The sequence below is a fragment of the Francisella salimarina genome (assembly GCF_007923265.1).
Lineage (GTDB): Bacteria > Pseudomonadota > Gammaproteobacteria > Francisellales > Francisellaceae > Francisella > Francisella salimarina.
In genome coordinates, this window is record NZ_VOJA01000001.1 from 38,353 (window position 1) to 56,649 (window position 18,297).

The window sequence follows — 18,297 nt, forward strand, 5'->3', positions numbered from 1 at the left end:
AAGTCTCTGATTTCATATTATCATAAAGCCACATTTGTGGCTTTTTTTATTTATAAGGAAAATATCATGCAAATCCATATTATAGATTTGAAATATATCGTTAATGAAGATCAGGTAGCAAATATTAGGCCTCAACATAGAGAGTTTTTAGATATTGGATATGACAAAGGCATCCTTCTAGCTTCAGGACCCAAATCAGATAAGACTGGAGGTGTTATACTAGCTAAAGGCAGTATTGAGGAAATTAAAAAATTTATCAGAAATGATCCTTTTTATGTTAATAAAATCGCCGAGTATAACTTTAGTACTTTTGATGCTGTCAAGCATATAAAAGAATTAGCTAAGCAATAAAAGTACCATACATCATTTCCCTCTTTTTACCGAACCCTGTATCTTTCTTAACTTCAAAACCATATTTCTGAAGTAATTTTCTAATTTTTGATGCTGATGTAAAAGTTGCAAAGCTAGTTTGTTTTTTAGAGACTTTTGCCATATCTACAAAAAATGATTCATCCCAAATACTACTATTTTTTGCAGGTGAAAATCCATCAAGAAACCAGGCATCTATTGTATCTAAATCATAAGTACCAATGTATTTTGCGTCATCAATAATCAATTTTAGAATTATATTATTAAATTTAAGTATATTTAACCCAGGTTTGGGGTCATAAGTACTCAAAAGTTTTTCATGCCCTGCTATACCATTTAGTGCTATAAATATCTCTTTTAAATCACATGGTGAAATAGGATGTTTCTCAAATGAGATATATTCTAATTTAGCATTATTGGGAGCTAAGCTTTCCCAAAGATTCATAGTTAGAATAAAATTTAATCCACTACCAAAACCTGTTTCACAGATTCTAAAGACTTGATGATTCATTAAATTCTTAAATCTATTCTCTAGATGATTATGCTCTAAATAGTTATATGTACTTTCACCAATGCCTGATGTACTAGAGAAATAAAAATCATCAAACAATTCTGATTTTGGAGTGTCATCTTGCCATATTATTTTTGTATACATATTCTTAATTACTTTTAAATAAAGTCTGCTATCAATTAACAAGACTCCTATCTTGCTAAAAGCAACCACTTGTGCAAAAATAACCATTCTATATCTTCACAATATAAAATCAACATGGAAAGTGGAATAAATAATTCATCATCATTCAAGAATAAACTACTAATAACTTTTATATGTTACCTTTGTTACTTTTATACTGCCAATGTCGTTCTAGTAACAGGGGCTGTCATGAAACCCCTATCTGAATATTTTAATAATAGTAATATTGGCTTTGCATTCACATTTATCAACGTAGCAATGTGGTTTGCTATATTGATTATTGGTATTTTGATGAATAGATTCTCAATAAAACTATTATTAATAGCAGCTGTGGCTATTGGTGTAGTTTCATCACTAGTTACTGCTATTACTCCATCAATGTTTACTCTTAAGGTGTTGCTAACTTGTGTAGGTATAACAGGTGGACTATTTATGGCAATAGCAAGCTACATGATTGTACATATCTATAACGATCATAAAATTAGAGCAATGAATGTTATTTTTACAGATTTCTTCTTTAGTTTTGGTGGAGCTCTGATTCCAATTTTTGCAGCCTACCTGATCACACAAAACTTTCAATGGTATACCATTTATTCAATACTACAAATAACTGCTGTTATAATTTTGCTTCTAGTTATCTTTTCTGATTTCACAATACTAAACAGACATAAGACTGAAAGCGATGTTAAAACAAACCTAAGCTTTTCATCATGGAGTTTAAGTTTATACTGTATAGCTTTTGCTGCATTCTTGTTTCTACTAGCTCAATTAACTATGACTAGCTATGCTCAATCTTATTTCCAAGAAATATTAGGGTGGGGTACGATTGATGCAAACAAACCTCTTTCATATTTCTGGACAGCTCAATGTGTCGGATTGTTTATAAGCCCACTTATAACAAGATTTGTACCTTTAAGATATATTCTACCAACATTTATGCTAGTTGGATTGGTAGCATTATCATGCATATTATATATCCCTGATATGAGCACAGTAATAAAAGCGGCTATAATATTTGGTTTATTTAATTGTTATATATATGCTGGTTTACTTGCTTATGGAACTTTCCAAATGGAAAATGCTCCTCCAACACTTATTACAACAATTCTTTTATTTGGTACAACAGGTACGGCTCTATCTACAACTACAGGCGCCTTTATAAACAAATATTTTGGACTCACTAGTGTAATGCATGCTGTAGTGATCTTTTATATAATATCTTTCATACTTGTAATCCTTGCTGTTTTATTCTCAAAAGAACAAAAAAATGCCTAAATGCAACTGCATTAACTATAAGTTTTTCTAATAAAAGATATAAATACTTTTAGTTATAAAATGGTAATCTGATAGTGTATATTTATACAAAACTTATTTTTAAAGTAACGATAGAGAACCATGAAAAAACATTTTACTCAACCAATGATCCTAGGCGTGCTATTAGTAGCATTTCTTGCTAGCATAGCTTATTTTATAGCGAAAATTCCTGCAATTGAAGACCTTGGAATTAGCCCACTAATTATAGGGATTGTACTAGGCATGGCCCTAACTCACACACCTGCAAGTAAGATTATTCATAAATGGAAGGAAGGTATTGTATTTAGTGCAAAAAAAATCCTTAGATTTGCAATAGTCTTTTATGGTTTTAACCTAACTTTTCAATTAATTGCTTCTGTTGGTCTAGCGGGTCTTTCAGTATCAATAATTATGTTAGTTTCAACTTTGGTTATAGGTATTGCGCTAGGTACTAAGATATTTGGTTTAGATAGAGATAGCTCAATTCTAGTAGCTGCAGGCAGTGCTGTATGTGGTGCTGCTGCTGTATTAGCTACTGAAGGGACTTTAAAATCAGAACCATATAAAGCAGCTATGGCTGTAGGTACAGTTGTATTATTCGGGACTACAGCAATGTTCTTATACCCTATCCTAATGAAAGCTGGTCTTTTAGGTCATATGACTGATGCTCAGTACGGTATTTTTGCAGGTGGTTCAATACATGAAGTAGCTCAAGTAGTAGCTGCTGGTAGTGCTGTAAGTGCTCATGCTGAAGAAGTTGCCGTAACGGTTAAAATGATTCGTGTGATGATGTTAGCCCCTATGCTAATCGTGATAGGTATATGGATAGCTAAGTCTGCGGCAACTGTGAGTGGAATTAGTGGTTCAAAACCTGAAAAAGGATCAATCAAGAAAATCATTCCTTGGTTTGCTATTGGTTTTATAATAGTTGCAGGATTCAACTCTTTAGACTTACTACCAGTAACAACTGTTAGTAACATAAGAATAGCTGACCAATTTTTATTAGCTATGGCGATGACTGCTTTAGGACTTGAAACTCATGTATCTAAATTTATCCAAGCTGGAATAAAACCTTTAGTATTAGCGTTAATATTATTCGCATGGTTATTTTTCGGCGGCATAGCAATCACTTATGGTATTACTAGTATAATATAGCCTCTTATTTGACCAAAGCTATCCTATTTTGAAGCTAAATAATGTATCATATCTAAAAATAATAATCTGATAATTTTCACAAACAATGAAACCTATTCTTAATGCTGTAACAACTATTGCTAGAAAAGCAGGTAAAATTATTCTACAAGCTCAAAATGATCCTAGTACTATACAAATTTCTCAAAAGTCTGATAATACAACAGTCTCAAATATTGATGTGGCCGTAGAAAATTTTATCATCGATAATATCAAAAAATCTGGATTTAATGACTATTTCATAACTGAAGAAAGTGGTGAGTTTGGTAATAAAGACAGCCGCTTCACATGGATTATAGATCCTATTGATGGTACTAATAACTTTGTCCATGGTTTACCACACTGCTGTATCTCAATAGCTGCTAAAAAAGATGGAGATATTGTCTTAGGTGTTATTTATAATCCATTCTTAGATTTAATGTTTTGTGCTTATAAAGGACAAGGCGCTCTACTTAATGGCAAAAAAATTAGAGTTGCACAAAGTCAAGACTTGGAGAAGGCTTTGATTTCAGCATCTCTAAAATATTCACGTAGAATATTCAAAGATACTTATGTTGCTGAACTTATCAAACTTCAACAAGTGATTTCTGGCTATAGATATTCTGGAAGTATAGCTATGGACATGGCTTACTTAGCGGCTGGTTATATCGATGGATTATGGGCTTGTGGTAGTGTCAAAATATGGGATTTAGCAGCTGGATATATAATCATGAAAGAAGCTGGTGCTATAGTTACTGATATTCATGGTACTAGCAATCTTGAATCTGGTCTAATCGTAGCAGGTAATAAAAAAGTCCAACCTAAGCTTATCAAAATTTTAGCAAAACATATCAAATAATGAATACCCGTGCTATTGCAGCTAAGTCAATTTTAGATATCATTGATAACAAATACTCTCTGTTAACTATAGAACATAAACTTATTGAATATAATTTATCAGATAAAGATAAATCGTTCGTAAAACTATTATGTTATGAATTCTTTAGAAATTATTATTCTTTAGAGAATGTAGCTAGTTTATATTTAGCTGAAAAAACTAAGCTAAAAGCTAAGATACTAATAATGCTTGGTATCCTACAGATTTTTGAGATCAATCAACCTCATTATGCTAGCATTAATGAAACCGTAGCAGCCTGTAGAAATTTAAAGATACTATGGGCAAAAAAACTTGTTAATGGCGTACTAAGACAACTAGTTCGTGATTTAGGGGATATTACGCCGAATTATACAGAGCATAAAAACCATGATCTTGCGCCATGGCTTAATGATATGCTTAAAAAACAATACCCTATTGATTATCAAAAAATTGCTAAAGCTGTAAACTCAAAAGCAGATATGTTTGTTCGCCTGAACGAAGCAAAAGAGCCTCAATATGTTATTGATTATTTTGATAAAAACAATATTAGCTATTCAAAAACTGAGCTAAAGAACTGCATCAAATTAGATAAAGCGATTGATGTTAGAAATAATACTCTTTTTCAACAAGGTTATTTTACTGTTCAGGATATATCTGCTCAGTATATGGGTCATATCATTAATACACAATCTAATGATATTATACTGGATGCTTGTGCTGCTCCTGGTGGCAAAACAACTCATATCCTAGAATTAGCTCCACAAGCTAAAATTACAGCTATAGATATTATTGATAAACGCTTAGAATTACTTAAAGAAAATATAACAAGAATAGCTAAAGATAATCATGTAAATGTAATCAAGCATGATCTGACACAACCTCTAGCGGAACAGTATAACAAAATCATCCTAGATGCCCCATGTTCTGCTCTTGGCACACTTAAGAGAAATCCTGATATCAAAGTATTAAGAAAGCCTCAGGATATAAAATCTATACAAATACTCCAAGCTCAAATACTTGATAATCTATGGTGTAATAATCTACTGACTGATGGCTATCTGCTGTATGTTACATGCTCAATATTACAACAAGAAAATCAATTACAAATAAAGAATTTCCTATCAAAACATCAAGATGCTGAGATTGTAGAAATTAAAATTCTAGAAAATTATAAAACTGATTATGGTTATCAGATATTACCAACAGAAGATAAAGGTGACGGATTTTATTATTGTTTGATTAAGAAGATTTCTTCTTAGCTGCAATTCTCTCAGCTCCTTCCTTTGGAGATATAGATAATTTTAGTCTATTCAGTTTATATCTATTATCAAAGAAAATATCATCTATTCTATCATCAATAATAAATCCTAATGCTGTATAAAATGCTAGAGAGTGCATATCAGAACAATAGACATAAGCAGTATCTATATCATGATGCTCAAATAAGTACTTAACCATTGCTTCACCAAGACCTTTACCAAAAAAACTTGGTAGTACAGGAGAAAATAGTAACTCCTTATCTCTGATGCATGCAAAACCGACGTTTTCATCATCTACAACTTGAACAAAACACTTGGTTTCTGGTGTATTTAAATATTTTTCTTCTAAAATTTCTACTTCTTTATTTATCTCACTTGTTGTAAGAAATTGACAAGTTGTAGATATGCATTCTTTCCATATATATAGCATATCTTTGAAGTCTTTAGATGTCGCTTTTCTTATTTTCATAGTAATCCTTAGGCTATTTTATAAGTGATTCAATAAAAAGTATCTCACAACCTAACTCGTATATCAAAATATAAAGTTACGCTGTTATTAAATACTACCTAAAAAAAATCTATGAGTAAACTTTTTATCTAATGATAAATTATTAGGGTGTGAACCAGGTTCTCCTTGAGGGACTTTTAAACCATGCTCACCATAAAAATCTATCCAATATTTCGATACTTCAATATCGTTAAGTGCTATATAGTTAAGGGTATGCTGAGCAAAGTATTTATCCCCACACACACTGTTAAAAGCTAAATGAATTAACTCTGAACAATAGAGCTTGCCTTTTATATTCGGTAAAAATAAATCATTATAAGCAAAGCCAATAAATTCACTAGCATTATTAACTACTTCTTGTAAAAATTCCTCACTCTCAGATACGCGAGCTACTAGAGTTTTTTTATTTGAGTATTTAGATAATTTAGCTTGTATAACTCCCGCGACAGGAATAGCTTCTATAATATCCCCATTGCCTATATATAAAGCACAATGATAGTAGCTATAGCCACTAAATCCAGTAGATAAACTAGAAATATTCTTCTCTGCATTATCTACTATAAAAATCACATCTCCTTTCTTGAACACTTCGCTATAACTCCATAAAGAGAATAGGAAAAGGATTTCCTTGATGATCAAGCTCTGAGCGCGCTTTTATCTGAAAACCATGCTTTTGATAAAATTTTAGAGCTCTTGGATTTTGTTCATTTACCTCAACTTTAGTACATTTTTTATTTTCTAAAGCATATTTAAGTAAAATTCGCCCGACTGTTTTACCAAAGTAATTTGGAGAAATAAATAACATTTGAATAGTAACATCAGAAGTTCCAACAAAACCAATAACCTTATCTAAATCTTTTAAAACATATATTTCTATACTATTTATATAGAAAACCTCATTTCTTATTAAGCTTCTTAACTTTACTATATCTTCTTCTGCTAAAAAACCATGAGTTGCCCTAACAGAACTCTCCCATACCTCTATCATTTGATCAAAATCAGCTTCAATAGCTTTTAAGATAATCATCTATATTAAACCTGCTAACCCTTCTTCTAAAATAACTTCAACACCTAATTGTTGTGCTTTGGTAAGCTTACTTCCAGCATTATCACCACAAATAACCATATCCGTTTTTTTAGAGACACTTGAGGTAACTTTTGCACCCATTGATTTAAGAAGTTGTGTCAATTCTGTACGGTTATAGTTTTCAAAAGTTCCTGTAATCACAATTGTTTTATTTGTAAAACTCTCATTATGCGCTTGCTCAATTTTTTCTGGATTTTGGATATTAATAGAATTGCCTAGTAATTCATCAACAATTTGTATATTTAGGGAATCTTGCCAGAATGAAACAATATTTTTAGCAATAATTTCACCAATATCATTAATCTCTATTAATTGCTCAAATTTAGCTTCACGGAAGCTTTCTAAATTACCAAAATGATTGGCTAAAGCTTCTGATGACACCTCACCAACATCTTTAATCCCTATTGCAAAAATAAATCTTGCTAAGCTTGGCTCTTTACTTTTTGTGATAGAGTCTAAAACATTTTGCGATGATTTAGCACCCATTCTTTCTAAGCCTGTCAATTGCTCAAAATTGAGTTTATAAATATCAGCTGGATACTTGATCAAATCTGCAGCAACAAGTTGCTCAATCAGTTTAGCTCCAAGCTTATCAATATCCATTGCTTTACGAGAGACAAAGTGCTTCAAGCGCTCAGTAGTTTGAGCCTGACAATGCCACCCTCCTGTACAACGATATATAGCCTGATCGTTGATATTCTCAATTGCTGAATCACAAACTGGACAATTTGTTGGCATCTCAACCATCTGTGCATCAGGCTTACGGTATTGTGATAAGCTTTTGACGACTTCTGGAATTACATCCCCTGCCCTACGTACGATGACTCTATCACCGACTCGGATATCTTTGCGTTTGATTTCATTGATATTATGCAAAGTTGCATTTGAAACTATTACACCACCAACTGCAACTGGCTTAAGTCTTGCAACTGGGGTAATTGCTCCTGTTCTGCCAACTTGGAATTCTACATTTAGCACTTCTGACTCAACCTCTTCAGCTGGGAACTTATATGCTATAGCCCACTTAGGTCCTCTAGCAGTGTAGCCAATAGTATCTTGTAGTTTAATGTTATTGACCTTAAAAACTAAACCATCAATATCATAAGCTAAATCTGCACGCTGATGACTCATCTTATGGTGGTACTCCTCAACTTCTGAGAAGTTTTTTGCCAAAAACATATTATCACTGATAGTAAAGCCGAAACTCTGTAATAGATTCATAAGCTCAAATTGAGTTTCAGGATGTACAAAGTCTTTTGAGAAGTAACCTATACCATAGCTAAAAAGCTTAAGTGGTCGCTTCGCTACAACTTTTGAGTCAAGCATACGAATACTTCCAGCTGCTGCATTACGCGGATTTGCAAAAGTTTTATTCTCATGAGTTTGCATATACTCATTAAGAGATAGAAAACTTTGCTTATCTAAGATAATCTCACCACGAACTTCTAGTTCCTCTGGAGGATTTAAAGTATTTAGTTTAAGTGGGACATTGCGGATGGTTTTGACATTTTCAGAGACTTTTTCACCCTGAATACCATCACCACGCGTAACAGCATAATCAAACTTACCATTTTTATAAAAGATACTAATAGCCAAGCCATCCATTTTAGGTTCACATTCAAGCTCAATGTCATACTCTATCTTGTCATAAAAATCACGCAACTCCTCTAGGCTAAAAACATTTGCCAGAGATGTCATTTTCTTCTTATGCTTGATAGTCTCAAATCCCGCTAAAATTTCTCCACCAACACGATCTAATACTGAGTTTAATGGCTTAAGCTGTGGATTATCATCAACTAAATCTTGTAATAATCGGAATAACTTATCATAGTCTGAGTCAGTAATAACTGGCTTATCTATAGTATGGTACAAATAGCTTTGTTCACCTAGATACTCTGCAAGATCATCAATATATGATTTTAATTGTGCTTTAGTTAAAGTTTTATAGTCTATAGAGATAAAATCACTCGGAGTCATTACAAGAAAAGTTTATCATAATTTTTTATAGTGATTATTTTATACTAATTTAGTAGCTTTTGCATAAGAGAAAGAGCTCTAGATTTGTGAGCTTTCTTATTTATTTAACTTAGGTAAATATAATAATAATGCTATCAAAAGATTGTATGATTTTTTGCAATATGTTATAAATCTGCATTACAAAAATAAGACTGTATACGATTTTGTAACGGTACTTATGATTTGTAAACAATATTGACCTTTTAAAAAGGCAATAATCACAGTTTTAGTTTAATTAAAAAATGGACTTGATTTATGCAACAGGTACCTAGATATGTCATTGTCGGCAACGGCAATGTAGCAGCACATATGTGCTATTATTTTGAATGCTTAAAACTAGATTTTAGACAATGGTCTCGAAATGAATCGTTAGATCAGCTTGATAAATTATTAGCTAATGCAACTCATGTTTTAGTCTTAATCAAAGACTCTGAGATACAAAGTTTTGTAGATAAATATCTCACAAATAAATCAAAAAGGCTAATAGTGATTCACTTCTCTGGTCTTTTGGATATCGAAAATGCTTATTCAGCACATCCTTTACAAAGCTTCCCCGATAAGAACTTATACTCTTTAGATGAGTACAAATCGATTGCATTTGTAACTTGTGATAGAGATATCGCATTTAGTGCGCTTTTACCTAAGCTACCTAACGCTAATTTTTGTATCGATAAAAGTCAAAAAGCGTATTATCACGCAATGTGTGTTTTAGCGAACAATGTTAGTACATTGATTTGGCAAAAATTCTATACTGAAATGCAGAATCGCTTTGGTATAAATCAAGACTGTCTAACACCATTTTTAGAAACCACTTTTAAAAATATCAAACACAATCATCATGCCCTATCAGGCCCGATAGCTAGAGGGGATAGCCTTACACTACAAAAGGATCTTAATGCTTTAATTGATGATGATTTCTATGATGTTTTTAGAGCCATTGTTAATCAATTTTCAAACAAGGAGAAAAGATGAAATGAAATCAGTTTTAGGCTTCAAAAAAGCTAAATCGAATCGAGAAAAAATCTCGATGGTAACTTGCTATGACTATACTTTAGCTAAAATCATAAACTCAACAGATATAGATTGTATACTCGTTGGAGATAGTGGAGGTATGGTATTACTGGGTAAAAAAAATACTACCTATACAACTCTAGCTGATATACAGTTCATGACTCAAGCGGTAGCTAATGGTGCTACAGATAAATTCATCATCGCTGATTTGCCATTTATGAGTTATCGCCAATCATTAGAAACAACTATGCAAGCTGTTACGGCTTTGATTCAATCAGGAGCTCATGCGGTTAAGCTTGAAGGTAGTTCAGGAAATTTAGATATTATCAAACATATCGTAGATTCTGGTGTTCCAGTCATGGGTCATATTGGTATGACTCCTCAATTTATAAATAGTTTTGGTGGTTTTAAAGTTCAAGGTAAAACTGAAGAAGCTGCTAGGCATTTACTTGAAGAAGCTAAGCTTCTTGAGCAAGCAGGATGTTTTGGGATAGTTCTAGAATGTATACCGATAAATATTGCTAAAAATATTACACAGAATTTGAATATCCCAACAATAGGTATTGGAGCTGGTAGTGATACTGATGGTCAGATTTTGGTTCTCCAAGATATGCTGGGTATGAATACTGACTTTCAACCAAAATTTGTCAAGAAATATATAAATGCTTCTGAGATATTTTCTGAAGCTATAAATACGTATGTAAAAGAGACGAAAGCTAATATTTTTCCAACTAAGGAGTATAGCTATGATTATTGCTAAAAATATTGAGCAATTTAATTTGCTAAGAGAAAGTTTCACTAAAGATCGAAAAATAGGCTTTGTCCCAACAATGGGTGCGTTACATAGTGGTCATATAAGCCTAATCAAAAAAGCCAAATCAGAAAATGAAATTACTATTGTCAGTATATTTGTAAATCCAACTCAATTTAATAATCCAAATGATTATCAAACATATCCAAACCAACTACAGCAAGATATACAAATATTAGAATCTCTTGATGTCGATATATTATTTAACCCTAGTGAAAAAGATATCTATCCCGATGGTAACCTATTGAGAATACAACCTGAGCTTGAAATTGCGAATATCCTAGAAGGTAAAGCTAGACCTGGACATTTTAGTGGTATGCTAACTGTAGTACTAAAGCTATTACAAATCACTAAGCCTGATAATCTCTACTTAGGCGAAAAAGACTATCAACAAGTTATGCTAATAAAACAACTTGTTAAAGATTTTTTTATCAAAACAAAGGTTATAGTTTGCTCAACACAAAGACAAGCAACAGGGCTTCCTCTTAGCTCTAGAAATAAAAATCTAACATCTAATGACATAGAGATTGCTAATAAAGTATACGAAATACTTAGACAAGATAATTTCTCAGACTTAGAAGAACTAACTAATAAGATTAACTCTAGTGGTGCAACAACAGAATACATTCAAAAACTTAATAACAGAATATTTTTGGCACTTTATATTGGTAAAGTACGTTTAATTGACAACTTCCTAAAGGAGACAGGACCATCATGTTAATTTCAGTTTTAAAATCAAAAATCTCATACGCTACTGTAACTGGCAAAGATTTATTTTATGTAGGTAGTATCACTATCGATAGTGAAATAATGAAACAGGCAAATATTATTGAAAATGAGAAAGTACAAGTAGTAAACTTAAACAACGGTGAGCGTCTTGAAACTTATGTAATCAAGGGCGAGCCAAATAGTAAAACTATCGCACTAAACGGCCCTGCTGCTAGAAGATGTGAAATAGGTGATCAGCTGTTTATAATTAGTTATGCGCAAATTGATCCTACTAGAGAAAATATAAAACCTAAGCTTGTTGACCTAAAAATCGGAGAATAATAAATGATAGTATGCATAGATATTGGTAACTCACATATTTTTGGTGGAGTATTTGTAGGTGATCAAATTAAGCACAACTTTCGCTACCCTTCTACTACTCCGTGTACCTCCGATACGCTAGGCATATTTCTGTTATCATTCTTTGAGAGGAAAAAGCTTGATATTGAAGATATTGAAGCAGTTGTACTTTCATCTGTTGTTCCTCATTTAGAGTATTCTGTTAATTCTGCTTGTAAAAAATACTTAGGGATAACACCTCTTGAGCTAAAACCTGGAATAAAAACAGGATTAAAACTTGATATCAAAAACCCTCTAGATTTAGGTGCAGATCGTGTTGCAAACTCAGTTGCAGCTAAATCTAACTTTCCATCTAAGAACATTATCATTGTTGATTTTGGTACTGCAACAACTATATGCGCTATCAAGCAAAATAAATCTTATATAGGTGGTGCAATTCTACCTGGAATTAATCTATCAATGGATAGCTTATCGCAAAAGACTGCAAAACTATCAAATGTGACTATATCAAAACCTAGCTCTGCTTTAGGTAAGACAACTATATCTCAAATTCAATCTGGTCTTATATATGGTCAATTAGGAGCCATAAAAGAGATAATTAGTAGAATCTCTCAAGAGAATTTCTCAGATAAACCTCCCGTGCTAATCGCAACTGGAGGGTATGCTCACTTATTTGAGAAAGAACAATACTTTGATGTAATTATCTCAGATTTATTACTTCATGGACTTAGAATAATATGGCAAATGAATAAGTGATTTCTAAGTTATTGAATGCTCAAGCTAACCAATTCACCAATATTTGAATTTCTCATAATATCTTTCTGAGCAATATCTCTTAAGCTACTTTGTTCAGAAATAATCGTTAATTGATGTTTCGCTCTGGTAATAGCTGTATACAAAAGTTGTTTACTTAACGCTTCATTATCTTCTGCTGGAAGAACAATCACGATTTCATCAAACTCTGAACCTTGCGTCTTATGAATTGTCATCACATAGACACTTTCATATTTTGGTAGCATATTTAAACTAAAAGCCTTAGCATCTTTACCATCAAAATATGCTCGAAGCTTACCTGTATCATCTGGCCAGATAATCCCTATATCTCCATTGAATAATCCCAATGAATAACTATTTTGAATTATCATAATTGGTTTACCCTTATAGCTAGAATCTATAGGTTTAGACATAAATTTCTCAATTTTCTGATTTAACTTATCTGTACCAATTTCTAAATTTTTATTAGCTACAAGTATTCTAAATTTATTTAGCTCGGTAAGAGCCTCTTTGTAGTCACTGCACTTTTCAAGCTGTGAATATCTCTTTGCATAATCTCTTAAATAAGTATCTAAATTCCTTATGCTATGGAAATTAATATTCTCATTTTGATGATTATCAGTATTAATATCACCTTTTAGAACTGAGGCTGCAAGATTATTTATATATTGTTGTGAACGATAGTTTTTGATAAGTAATGTTGTATATGGCGTAATATCGCCATCTCTATGATGTGTAAAGTTTGCCAAAAGACTACCAGCCTCAACTGATGGTAACTGATTAGTATCACCTATCAAAGTTAGCTTGGTACTATCGGCTACTGCTCTAATCAACTTAATAAAGATATTCATATCAAGCATCGAAGCTTCATCAACAATAATCACATCGTATGGTGCTTTTGACTGCTCGTTATATTTAACATAAGTAGAGTTTGGCCTTAAGCCTAAAAATCTATGTATAGTTTGAGCTTCTAGATTAGATAATCCTAAATAACTATCATTGTCTACCCTTTTACTTAACACACTATTTAAGGATTCCGTCATTCTCTGAGCAGCCTTACCTGTTGGTGCTAAAAGAGCTACTCTTTGCTGATTATGATTAAGCATTTGTATGGCAAGCAAAAGCTTTGCGACTGTAGTTGTCTTACCTGTACCAGGTCCACCTGAGATAATACTAAAATTATAATTTAGACTTTTGATAACTGCCTGTTTTTGCCAATCTATCTCATCAGCAGGTTCAAATAGCTTATCTACAACTTCTTCAATATGGTTGGCTTGTTGAGTATTTTGGATAGTTCTAGATTTTATAAAGTTAGCTATTTCAACCTCATAATTCCACAATCTTTTGATATATAAGGAATCATACTCTTTAGCAAAATATATAGGTAATTTATCATAATCTAAAGACTCTAAAATACTTACAATTTCATCAAAACTTGGCATTTTAAAGCCTACTTTAGCATCGCTCTGAGTGCTTTGCTCTGAAGCAAAAATAGTTTTATTTGATATATCTGCTATCTTCAAACAGCTATGACCATGGCTATATACATGCATAAGCTTTATCAAAATATGGAAAAATGCATTTTCACTATATTTTAGAGATTCCGGATCAAGTCCGGAATGACAATTGTTTTTTGAGCTTTTAGGTAAATTTTTAGCCAAATCAAACACTTCTTTAGCAAAGAAAAAATCTATAGCTCTAATATCTGCTAATTGCTCACAAGCTTGATGGAAAGTTTTATACATGATAATCATCCCCATTAAATAGATTAGCAATTTTGTTAATAATCTCTAAAGTTGGTCTAGCTCGATAAACCCCATAACCATCTTTCATACCTCTAAGATAGAAATAATATACTCCACCAAAATGCTTTTCATAATTATAATTTTCAATGTTTTGTCGCAGGTACTTATCCAAGGCAACGCTATATATTAGATACTGCAAATCATAAAAGCTACTTTGATTTTTCTCACTCATAGTAGCTTGATTATAATCTTCTAGGGTACTCCCAAGATAATTTGACTTATAATCTGCCACATAAAATTTACCATCATATTCAAAAATCAAATCAATAAAACCATGAAGCATACCAAAAATCTTTTGACTAGAAAACTCATCATAATCAATAATCTGATTACGATATTCTGCTAAAATCTCTATAATATTTTTCTTATATAGTTTTTCATTTGTTATAGGAAAATAAAACTCTGCTTCTTTTAAGGTTTTTGTATTAGAGATGTCTTTTAAGCAAAAGCCTTTATCCTTGATATCAAACAAACCATATTGAATATCATTAGAACTAAAATCTGCAGTTTCTATAGAAGGTATAGACGCGACTAAACACTCTTCTAACCATACTTTAAGCTTATCAAAATCTTCTGCAGCAACTACTTTATATCTATCCATTTGCTCTTGTAAAAGATTATCATCTATCTTGCCTAGGCTAAAATCCGTATGCTCTAAAACATTATGCAAAATATTACCAATATCTGCTCCTTTGGGAGCTGTAAATCTAAACTCTAATTCCTGCTGAGATTTTTGAGCACTATCATCTTCAGACTCATCATTTTCTTTTTCTAATGCAGTATTTTGAACTTTTGACTTGGATATTTTTGAGAAAGACAGCATCTCCCAACTATCATTTGCTAACTTATTAATATCATTCGCTTTGAGGTTTTGTAAAGTATCATGGTTAAATTGGTCATTTGTAATTAAATTCTCACTTTCATAACAATGACTTGTGGCTACATCTATAAGCGAACTTTGATTATCATGTTTTACTGTTATATTTTGGATTTTCTCTAACCAGTCATCATCTTTTTGATAATCTAAAAATCTTGCTAATGGTGATTTTTCGCTATTATTATATTTTGCAACTCCAATATAACATCTATGCTCTGCACGTGTAACAGCCACATAAAATAGGCGCATTAATTCCTCTATAACTTCATTTTCTATTTGTGGTTTTATACTGTCATCCTTACCAATTTTATAGACTGTCTGTTTAATATTTTTATCATAGTATTTAGAGAAATCACCAACTTGAAATTTCTTTGAGCTTACATAACTTGCAAATGGTATAAATACAACTGAGTACTCAAGCCCTTTTGAACCGTGAATTGTAATTATCTTAATTAGATTATCATCACTCTCTAATCTAAGTTCGCCCTCACTTGTAGCTGTACTATTTAGCTGTTGGCGATACCATTTAATAAGCTGATTTGGGTGTTTATATTTATTCTCAGCTACTTTTATAAGCTCAGCTAAATGGAGAATATTTGTGATAACACGCTCTTTTGAATCCGATCTTTGAGTGAAATTCTGATGTATAATTTGCATAATAAATGCCATAAAACCATATTTATGCCATTGTTGTCTTAGAGATTTTGCTTTTTCTATCTCTTCATCCCATGCTGAGACATCATTTTCATCAATATAACTAATAAATTTATCAGCTCTACCACCAAGTAAACTAGTTGATAACGCTCTTTTTAGCATAGATTTATTTTCAAGATCGTTTATACCTTCCATAAGAGCTAATATCTCCGTAGCCTCTTGGCTATGATAGACATTATCGCGCTGACTTAGATATACCGAGCTTAGTTTTTTAGCTTGTAGAGCTTTTTGAATAACCTTTGCTTGCTTACCATTCTCTACCAAAATTGCGATATCACTTTCTACAACTTTTTTCGAATTTAATAGCCTGACAATCTCATTAGCAGTCCATGCTGATAAATTATTATCAACATCACTTTTGTTATCATTTTCAGTCACTTGATAATAGAAATAATTTATTGGTTTAAGGTTATCATCAAACTCTTTTGCTTTCTCATTTGCCTTTGGTGATGCTTTAACAAGCTGATAACCAATACCATCACTAAAGATATTAGCTCCAATTTGACCCTCCTCTTCTGGCTGATAGTCTTGTTTATAAAAAAGTCTATTGTAAGCCTTTATCATCTCACTAGTTGAACGCCAGTTAGTATCCATGCTCCACTGATTGTCACTAGAGCAACTATCTTTAGCCTTTAGATATGTGAAGATATCTCCGCCTCTAAAACCATAGATTGCCTGCTTTGGATCGCCTATCACTAGGAGCAGAAGACTGCTATCATTCTGATCAGAGCTACTGTCATACTCGCGTAGGCGGGTATCTTTTAAATTTAATCCATTCGTAAGAAGATTCCCACCTTCGTGGGAATGACTACTATTCTTCAAAGGGTAAATAGTATCCAAAATCTCATACTGCTCAGCATCGGTATCTTGAAACTCATCGATAAGAGCAACTGGATATTGATGTTGTAATGTCTTGACTAAATCTGGTGACTTTTTGACACTATGACAAAGTTTAGTAATCAAATCATCAAAGTCTAAAACACCTTTTTGCTCTTTGGCTTTTGAAAAATCTTGGCGGATTTGCAGGCAGGCTTGTTTGATAAATTGGGCTGCATTTGCTTTCTTTATTTCTTCGTGTAGATCTCTTAATTTTTTTACGCCAGTAAATATAGGCTTTACCTTAGCTCCTTTAGTCTTATTACCATTTGTGATTATAGATATATTATCTGAAAATGGATCTTCATTATCTAATCTCAACCATTCTAAAACTCTATGGTATTCATCAACTCTCTTGCCCTGTGGCTCGCCTTTTCCTAATTTAGATAAAAAGTCATCTACGATATCATGATTATTTAAAAATAATTCCAGCTGTTGCTTTTTAAGTATTTTAAATTCATCTAAGCTTATAGCTTGCTTTGTTAATAGTTCATAACTAGACCTAACAATATTCCTTAGCTTATCCAAAAACTTCTCTGGAGTATGTAGCTTATAAGCCTGCAAATATTCAAAGTTTGTTTTGTTTTTATTGATATGCTTTCTAAAAAAATCCTCTACTACTTTTTGCAAAATATCTGAAGTATCAACCTCCATAGAGACATCCATCTCGATACCACTAGCAAATGCCTGCTCACTTAGGACTTTTTTACAAAAACCATGGATAGTAAATATAGCTGCCTCATCTATCTCAAGTAATGATCTTTTTAGATGCTTATAATTCTCATCACCTTTTTGAATCAGAGTATCTCGTCCTTTTATAGAAACTTTGACCTCTTTGCTTTCAGAAATATCCTCTAATACATCTCTAATCTTAGCTTCCACTCTACCGATAATCTCTTGAGTAGCATCTTTGGTAAATGTCATTACAAGGATATCTTTAGGTAATAATCTATTTCCTAACCTCTGCTCAAGAAGTAAACGAATGTATAACTCTGTAATATTAAAAGTCTTACCAGTACCTGCACTAGCCTCGATAATATGGCGACCTTGTAGGGTTATTGTGTTTGCATCTAGATTAATCATATTAA

General features: G+C 32.3%; 17 protein-coding genes. 10 read left to right on the plus strand and 7 right to left on the minus strand.

Annotated elements, in window-relative coordinates:
- Positions 1-66 precede the first annotated feature (66 nt).
- Positions 67-351, plus strand: a complete 285-nt coding sequence (locus FQ699_RS00160; protein WP_146420615.1) for a YciI family protein — start codon at positions 67-69, stop codon at positions 349-351.
- Here the strand turns inward: FQ699_RS00160 and mnmC2 are convergent.
- A complete protein-coding gene (gene mnmC2, locus FQ699_RS00165) occupies positions 341-1,024 on the minus strand; it encodes a tRNA (5-methylaminomethyl-2-thiouridine)(34)-methyltransferase MnmC2 (protein WP_146420616.1) in 684 nt (227 codons plus the stop codon). The genes FQ699_RS00160 and mnmC2 overlap by 11 nt on opposite strands.
- A 114-nt stretch (positions 1,025-1,138) precedes the next feature.
- Here mnmC2 and tsgA point away from each other — a divergent pair, with 114 nt between their 5' ends.
- The 4 genes from tsgA (at position 1,139) to rsmB (ending at position 5,662) form a co-directional block, all read left to right on the plus strand.
- Positions 1,139-2,338, plus strand: coding sequence for an MFS transporter TsgA (gene tsgA / locus FQ699_RS00170; RefSeq protein ID WP_146420617.1), 1,200 nt, complete (start codon positions 1,139-1,141; stop codon positions 2,336-2,338).
- Between the two features lie 120 nt (positions 2,339-2,458).
- Positions 2,459-3,511: a YeiH family protein gene (locus FQ699_RS00175; protein ID WP_146420618.1), complete on the plus strand. Its 1,053-nt coding sequence runs from the start codon at positions 2,459-2,461 to the stop codon at positions 3,509-3,511.
- 85 nt (positions 3,512-3,596) lie between these two features.
- On the plus strand, positions 3,597-4,385 hold the full coding sequence (locus tag FQ699_RS00180; RefSeq protein WP_013922744.1) for an inositol monophosphatase family protein: 789 nt from the start codon (positions 3,597-3,599) through the stop codon (positions 4,383-4,385).
- Positions 4,385-5,662, plus strand: a complete 1,278-nt coding sequence (rsmB, locus tag FQ699_RS00185; protein ID WP_146420619.1) for a 16S rRNA (cytosine(967)-C(5))-methyltransferase RsmB — start codon at positions 4,385-4,387, stop codon at positions 5,660-5,662. The genes FQ699_RS00180 and rsmB overlap by 1 nt, the downstream gene beginning before the upstream one ends.
- Here the strand turns inward: rsmB and FQ699_RS00190 are convergent.
- The 4 genes from FQ699_RS00190 to ligA form a co-directional block, all read right to left on the minus strand.
- Positions 5,643-6,131 carry a GNAT family N-acetyltransferase gene (locus tag FQ699_RS00190; RefSeq protein WP_146420620.1) on the minus strand — a complete coding sequence of 163 codons (489 nt, stop codon included), beginning with the start codon at positions 6,129-6,131 and terminating at the stop codon, positions 5,643-5,645. The two genes, rsmB and FQ699_RS00190, sit on opposite strands and share 20 nt — an antisense overlap.
- A gap of 87 nt (positions 6,132-6,218) precedes the next feature.
- Complete coding sequence (locus FQ699_RS00195) at positions 6,219-6,758, minus strand: YiiX/YebB-like N1pC/P60 family cysteine hydrolase (RefSeq protein WP_013922741.1); 540 nt, start codon at positions 6,756-6,758, stop codon at positions 6,219-6,221.
- A 4-nt stretch (positions 6,759-6,762) separates the two neighbouring features.
- Positions 6,763-7,197, minus strand: a complete 435-nt coding sequence (locus tag FQ699_RS00200) for a GNAT family N-acetyltransferase (RefSeq protein ID WP_218961586.1) — start codon at positions 7,195-7,197, stop codon at positions 6,763-6,765.
- Positions 7,198-9,234 carry an NAD-dependent DNA ligase LigA gene (gene ligA / locus FQ699_RS00205; protein ID WP_146420621.1) on the minus strand — a complete coding sequence of 679 codons (2,037 nt, stop codon included), beginning with the start codon at positions 9,232-9,234 and terminating at the stop codon, positions 7,198-7,200. It abuts the gene before it with no gap.
- Between the two features lie 294 nt (positions 9,235-9,528).
- On the opposite strand from ligA, the gene panG reads away from it, so the two are divergent.
- Genes panG through FQ699_RS00230 form a run of 5 tightly spaced genes read left to right on the plus strand, consistent with a single transcriptional unit; the run spans position 9,529 to position 12,919 of the window.
- Complete coding sequence (gene panG, locus FQ699_RS00210; RefSeq protein WP_146420622.1) at positions 9,529-10,245, plus strand: 2-dehydropantoate 2-reductase PanG; 717 nt, start codon at positions 9,529-9,531, stop codon at positions 10,243-10,245.
- Between the two features lies 1 nt (position 10,246).
- Complete coding sequence (gene panB, locus FQ699_RS00215) at positions 10,247-11,044, plus strand: 3-methyl-2-oxobutanoate hydroxymethyltransferase (protein WP_146420623.1); 798 nt, start codon at positions 10,247-10,249, stop codon at positions 11,042-11,044.
- Complete coding sequence (gene panC / locus FQ699_RS00220; RefSeq protein ID WP_146420624.1) at positions 11,031-11,816, plus strand: pantoate--beta-alanine ligase; 786 nt, start codon at positions 11,031-11,033, stop codon at positions 11,814-11,816. The genes panB and panC overlap by 14 nt, the downstream gene beginning before the upstream one ends.
- The gene (gene panD, locus FQ699_RS00225) at positions 11,810-12,145 is read left to right on the plus strand and encodes an aspartate 1-decarboxylase (protein ID WP_146420625.1); all 336 of its coding nucleotides are present in this window, start codon (positions 11,810-11,812) and stop codon (positions 12,143-12,145) included. The genes panC and panD overlap by 7 nt, the downstream gene beginning before the upstream one ends.
- A 3-nt stretch (positions 12,146-12,148) precedes the next feature.
- A complete protein-coding gene (locus FQ699_RS00230) occupies positions 12,149-12,919 on the plus strand; it encodes a type III pantothenate kinase (RefSeq protein WP_146420626.1) in 771 nt (256 codons plus the stop codon).
- Positions 12,920-12,927: 8 nt separating this feature from the next.
- On the opposite strand, the gene recD is transcribed toward FQ699_RS00230, so the two are convergent.
- On the minus strand, positions 12,928-14,682 hold the full coding sequence (gene recD / locus FQ699_RS00235; protein ID WP_146420627.1) for an exodeoxyribonuclease V subunit alpha: 1,755 nt from the start codon (positions 14,680-14,682) through the stop codon (positions 12,928-12,930).
- Positions 14,675-18,292, minus strand: coding sequence for an exodeoxyribonuclease V subunit beta (recB, locus tag FQ699_RS00240; protein WP_146420628.1), 3,618 nt, complete (start codon positions 18,290-18,292; stop codon positions 14,675-14,677). The genes recD and recB overlap by 8 nt, the downstream gene beginning before the upstream one ends.
- Positions 18,293-18,297 lie beyond the last annotated feature (5 nt).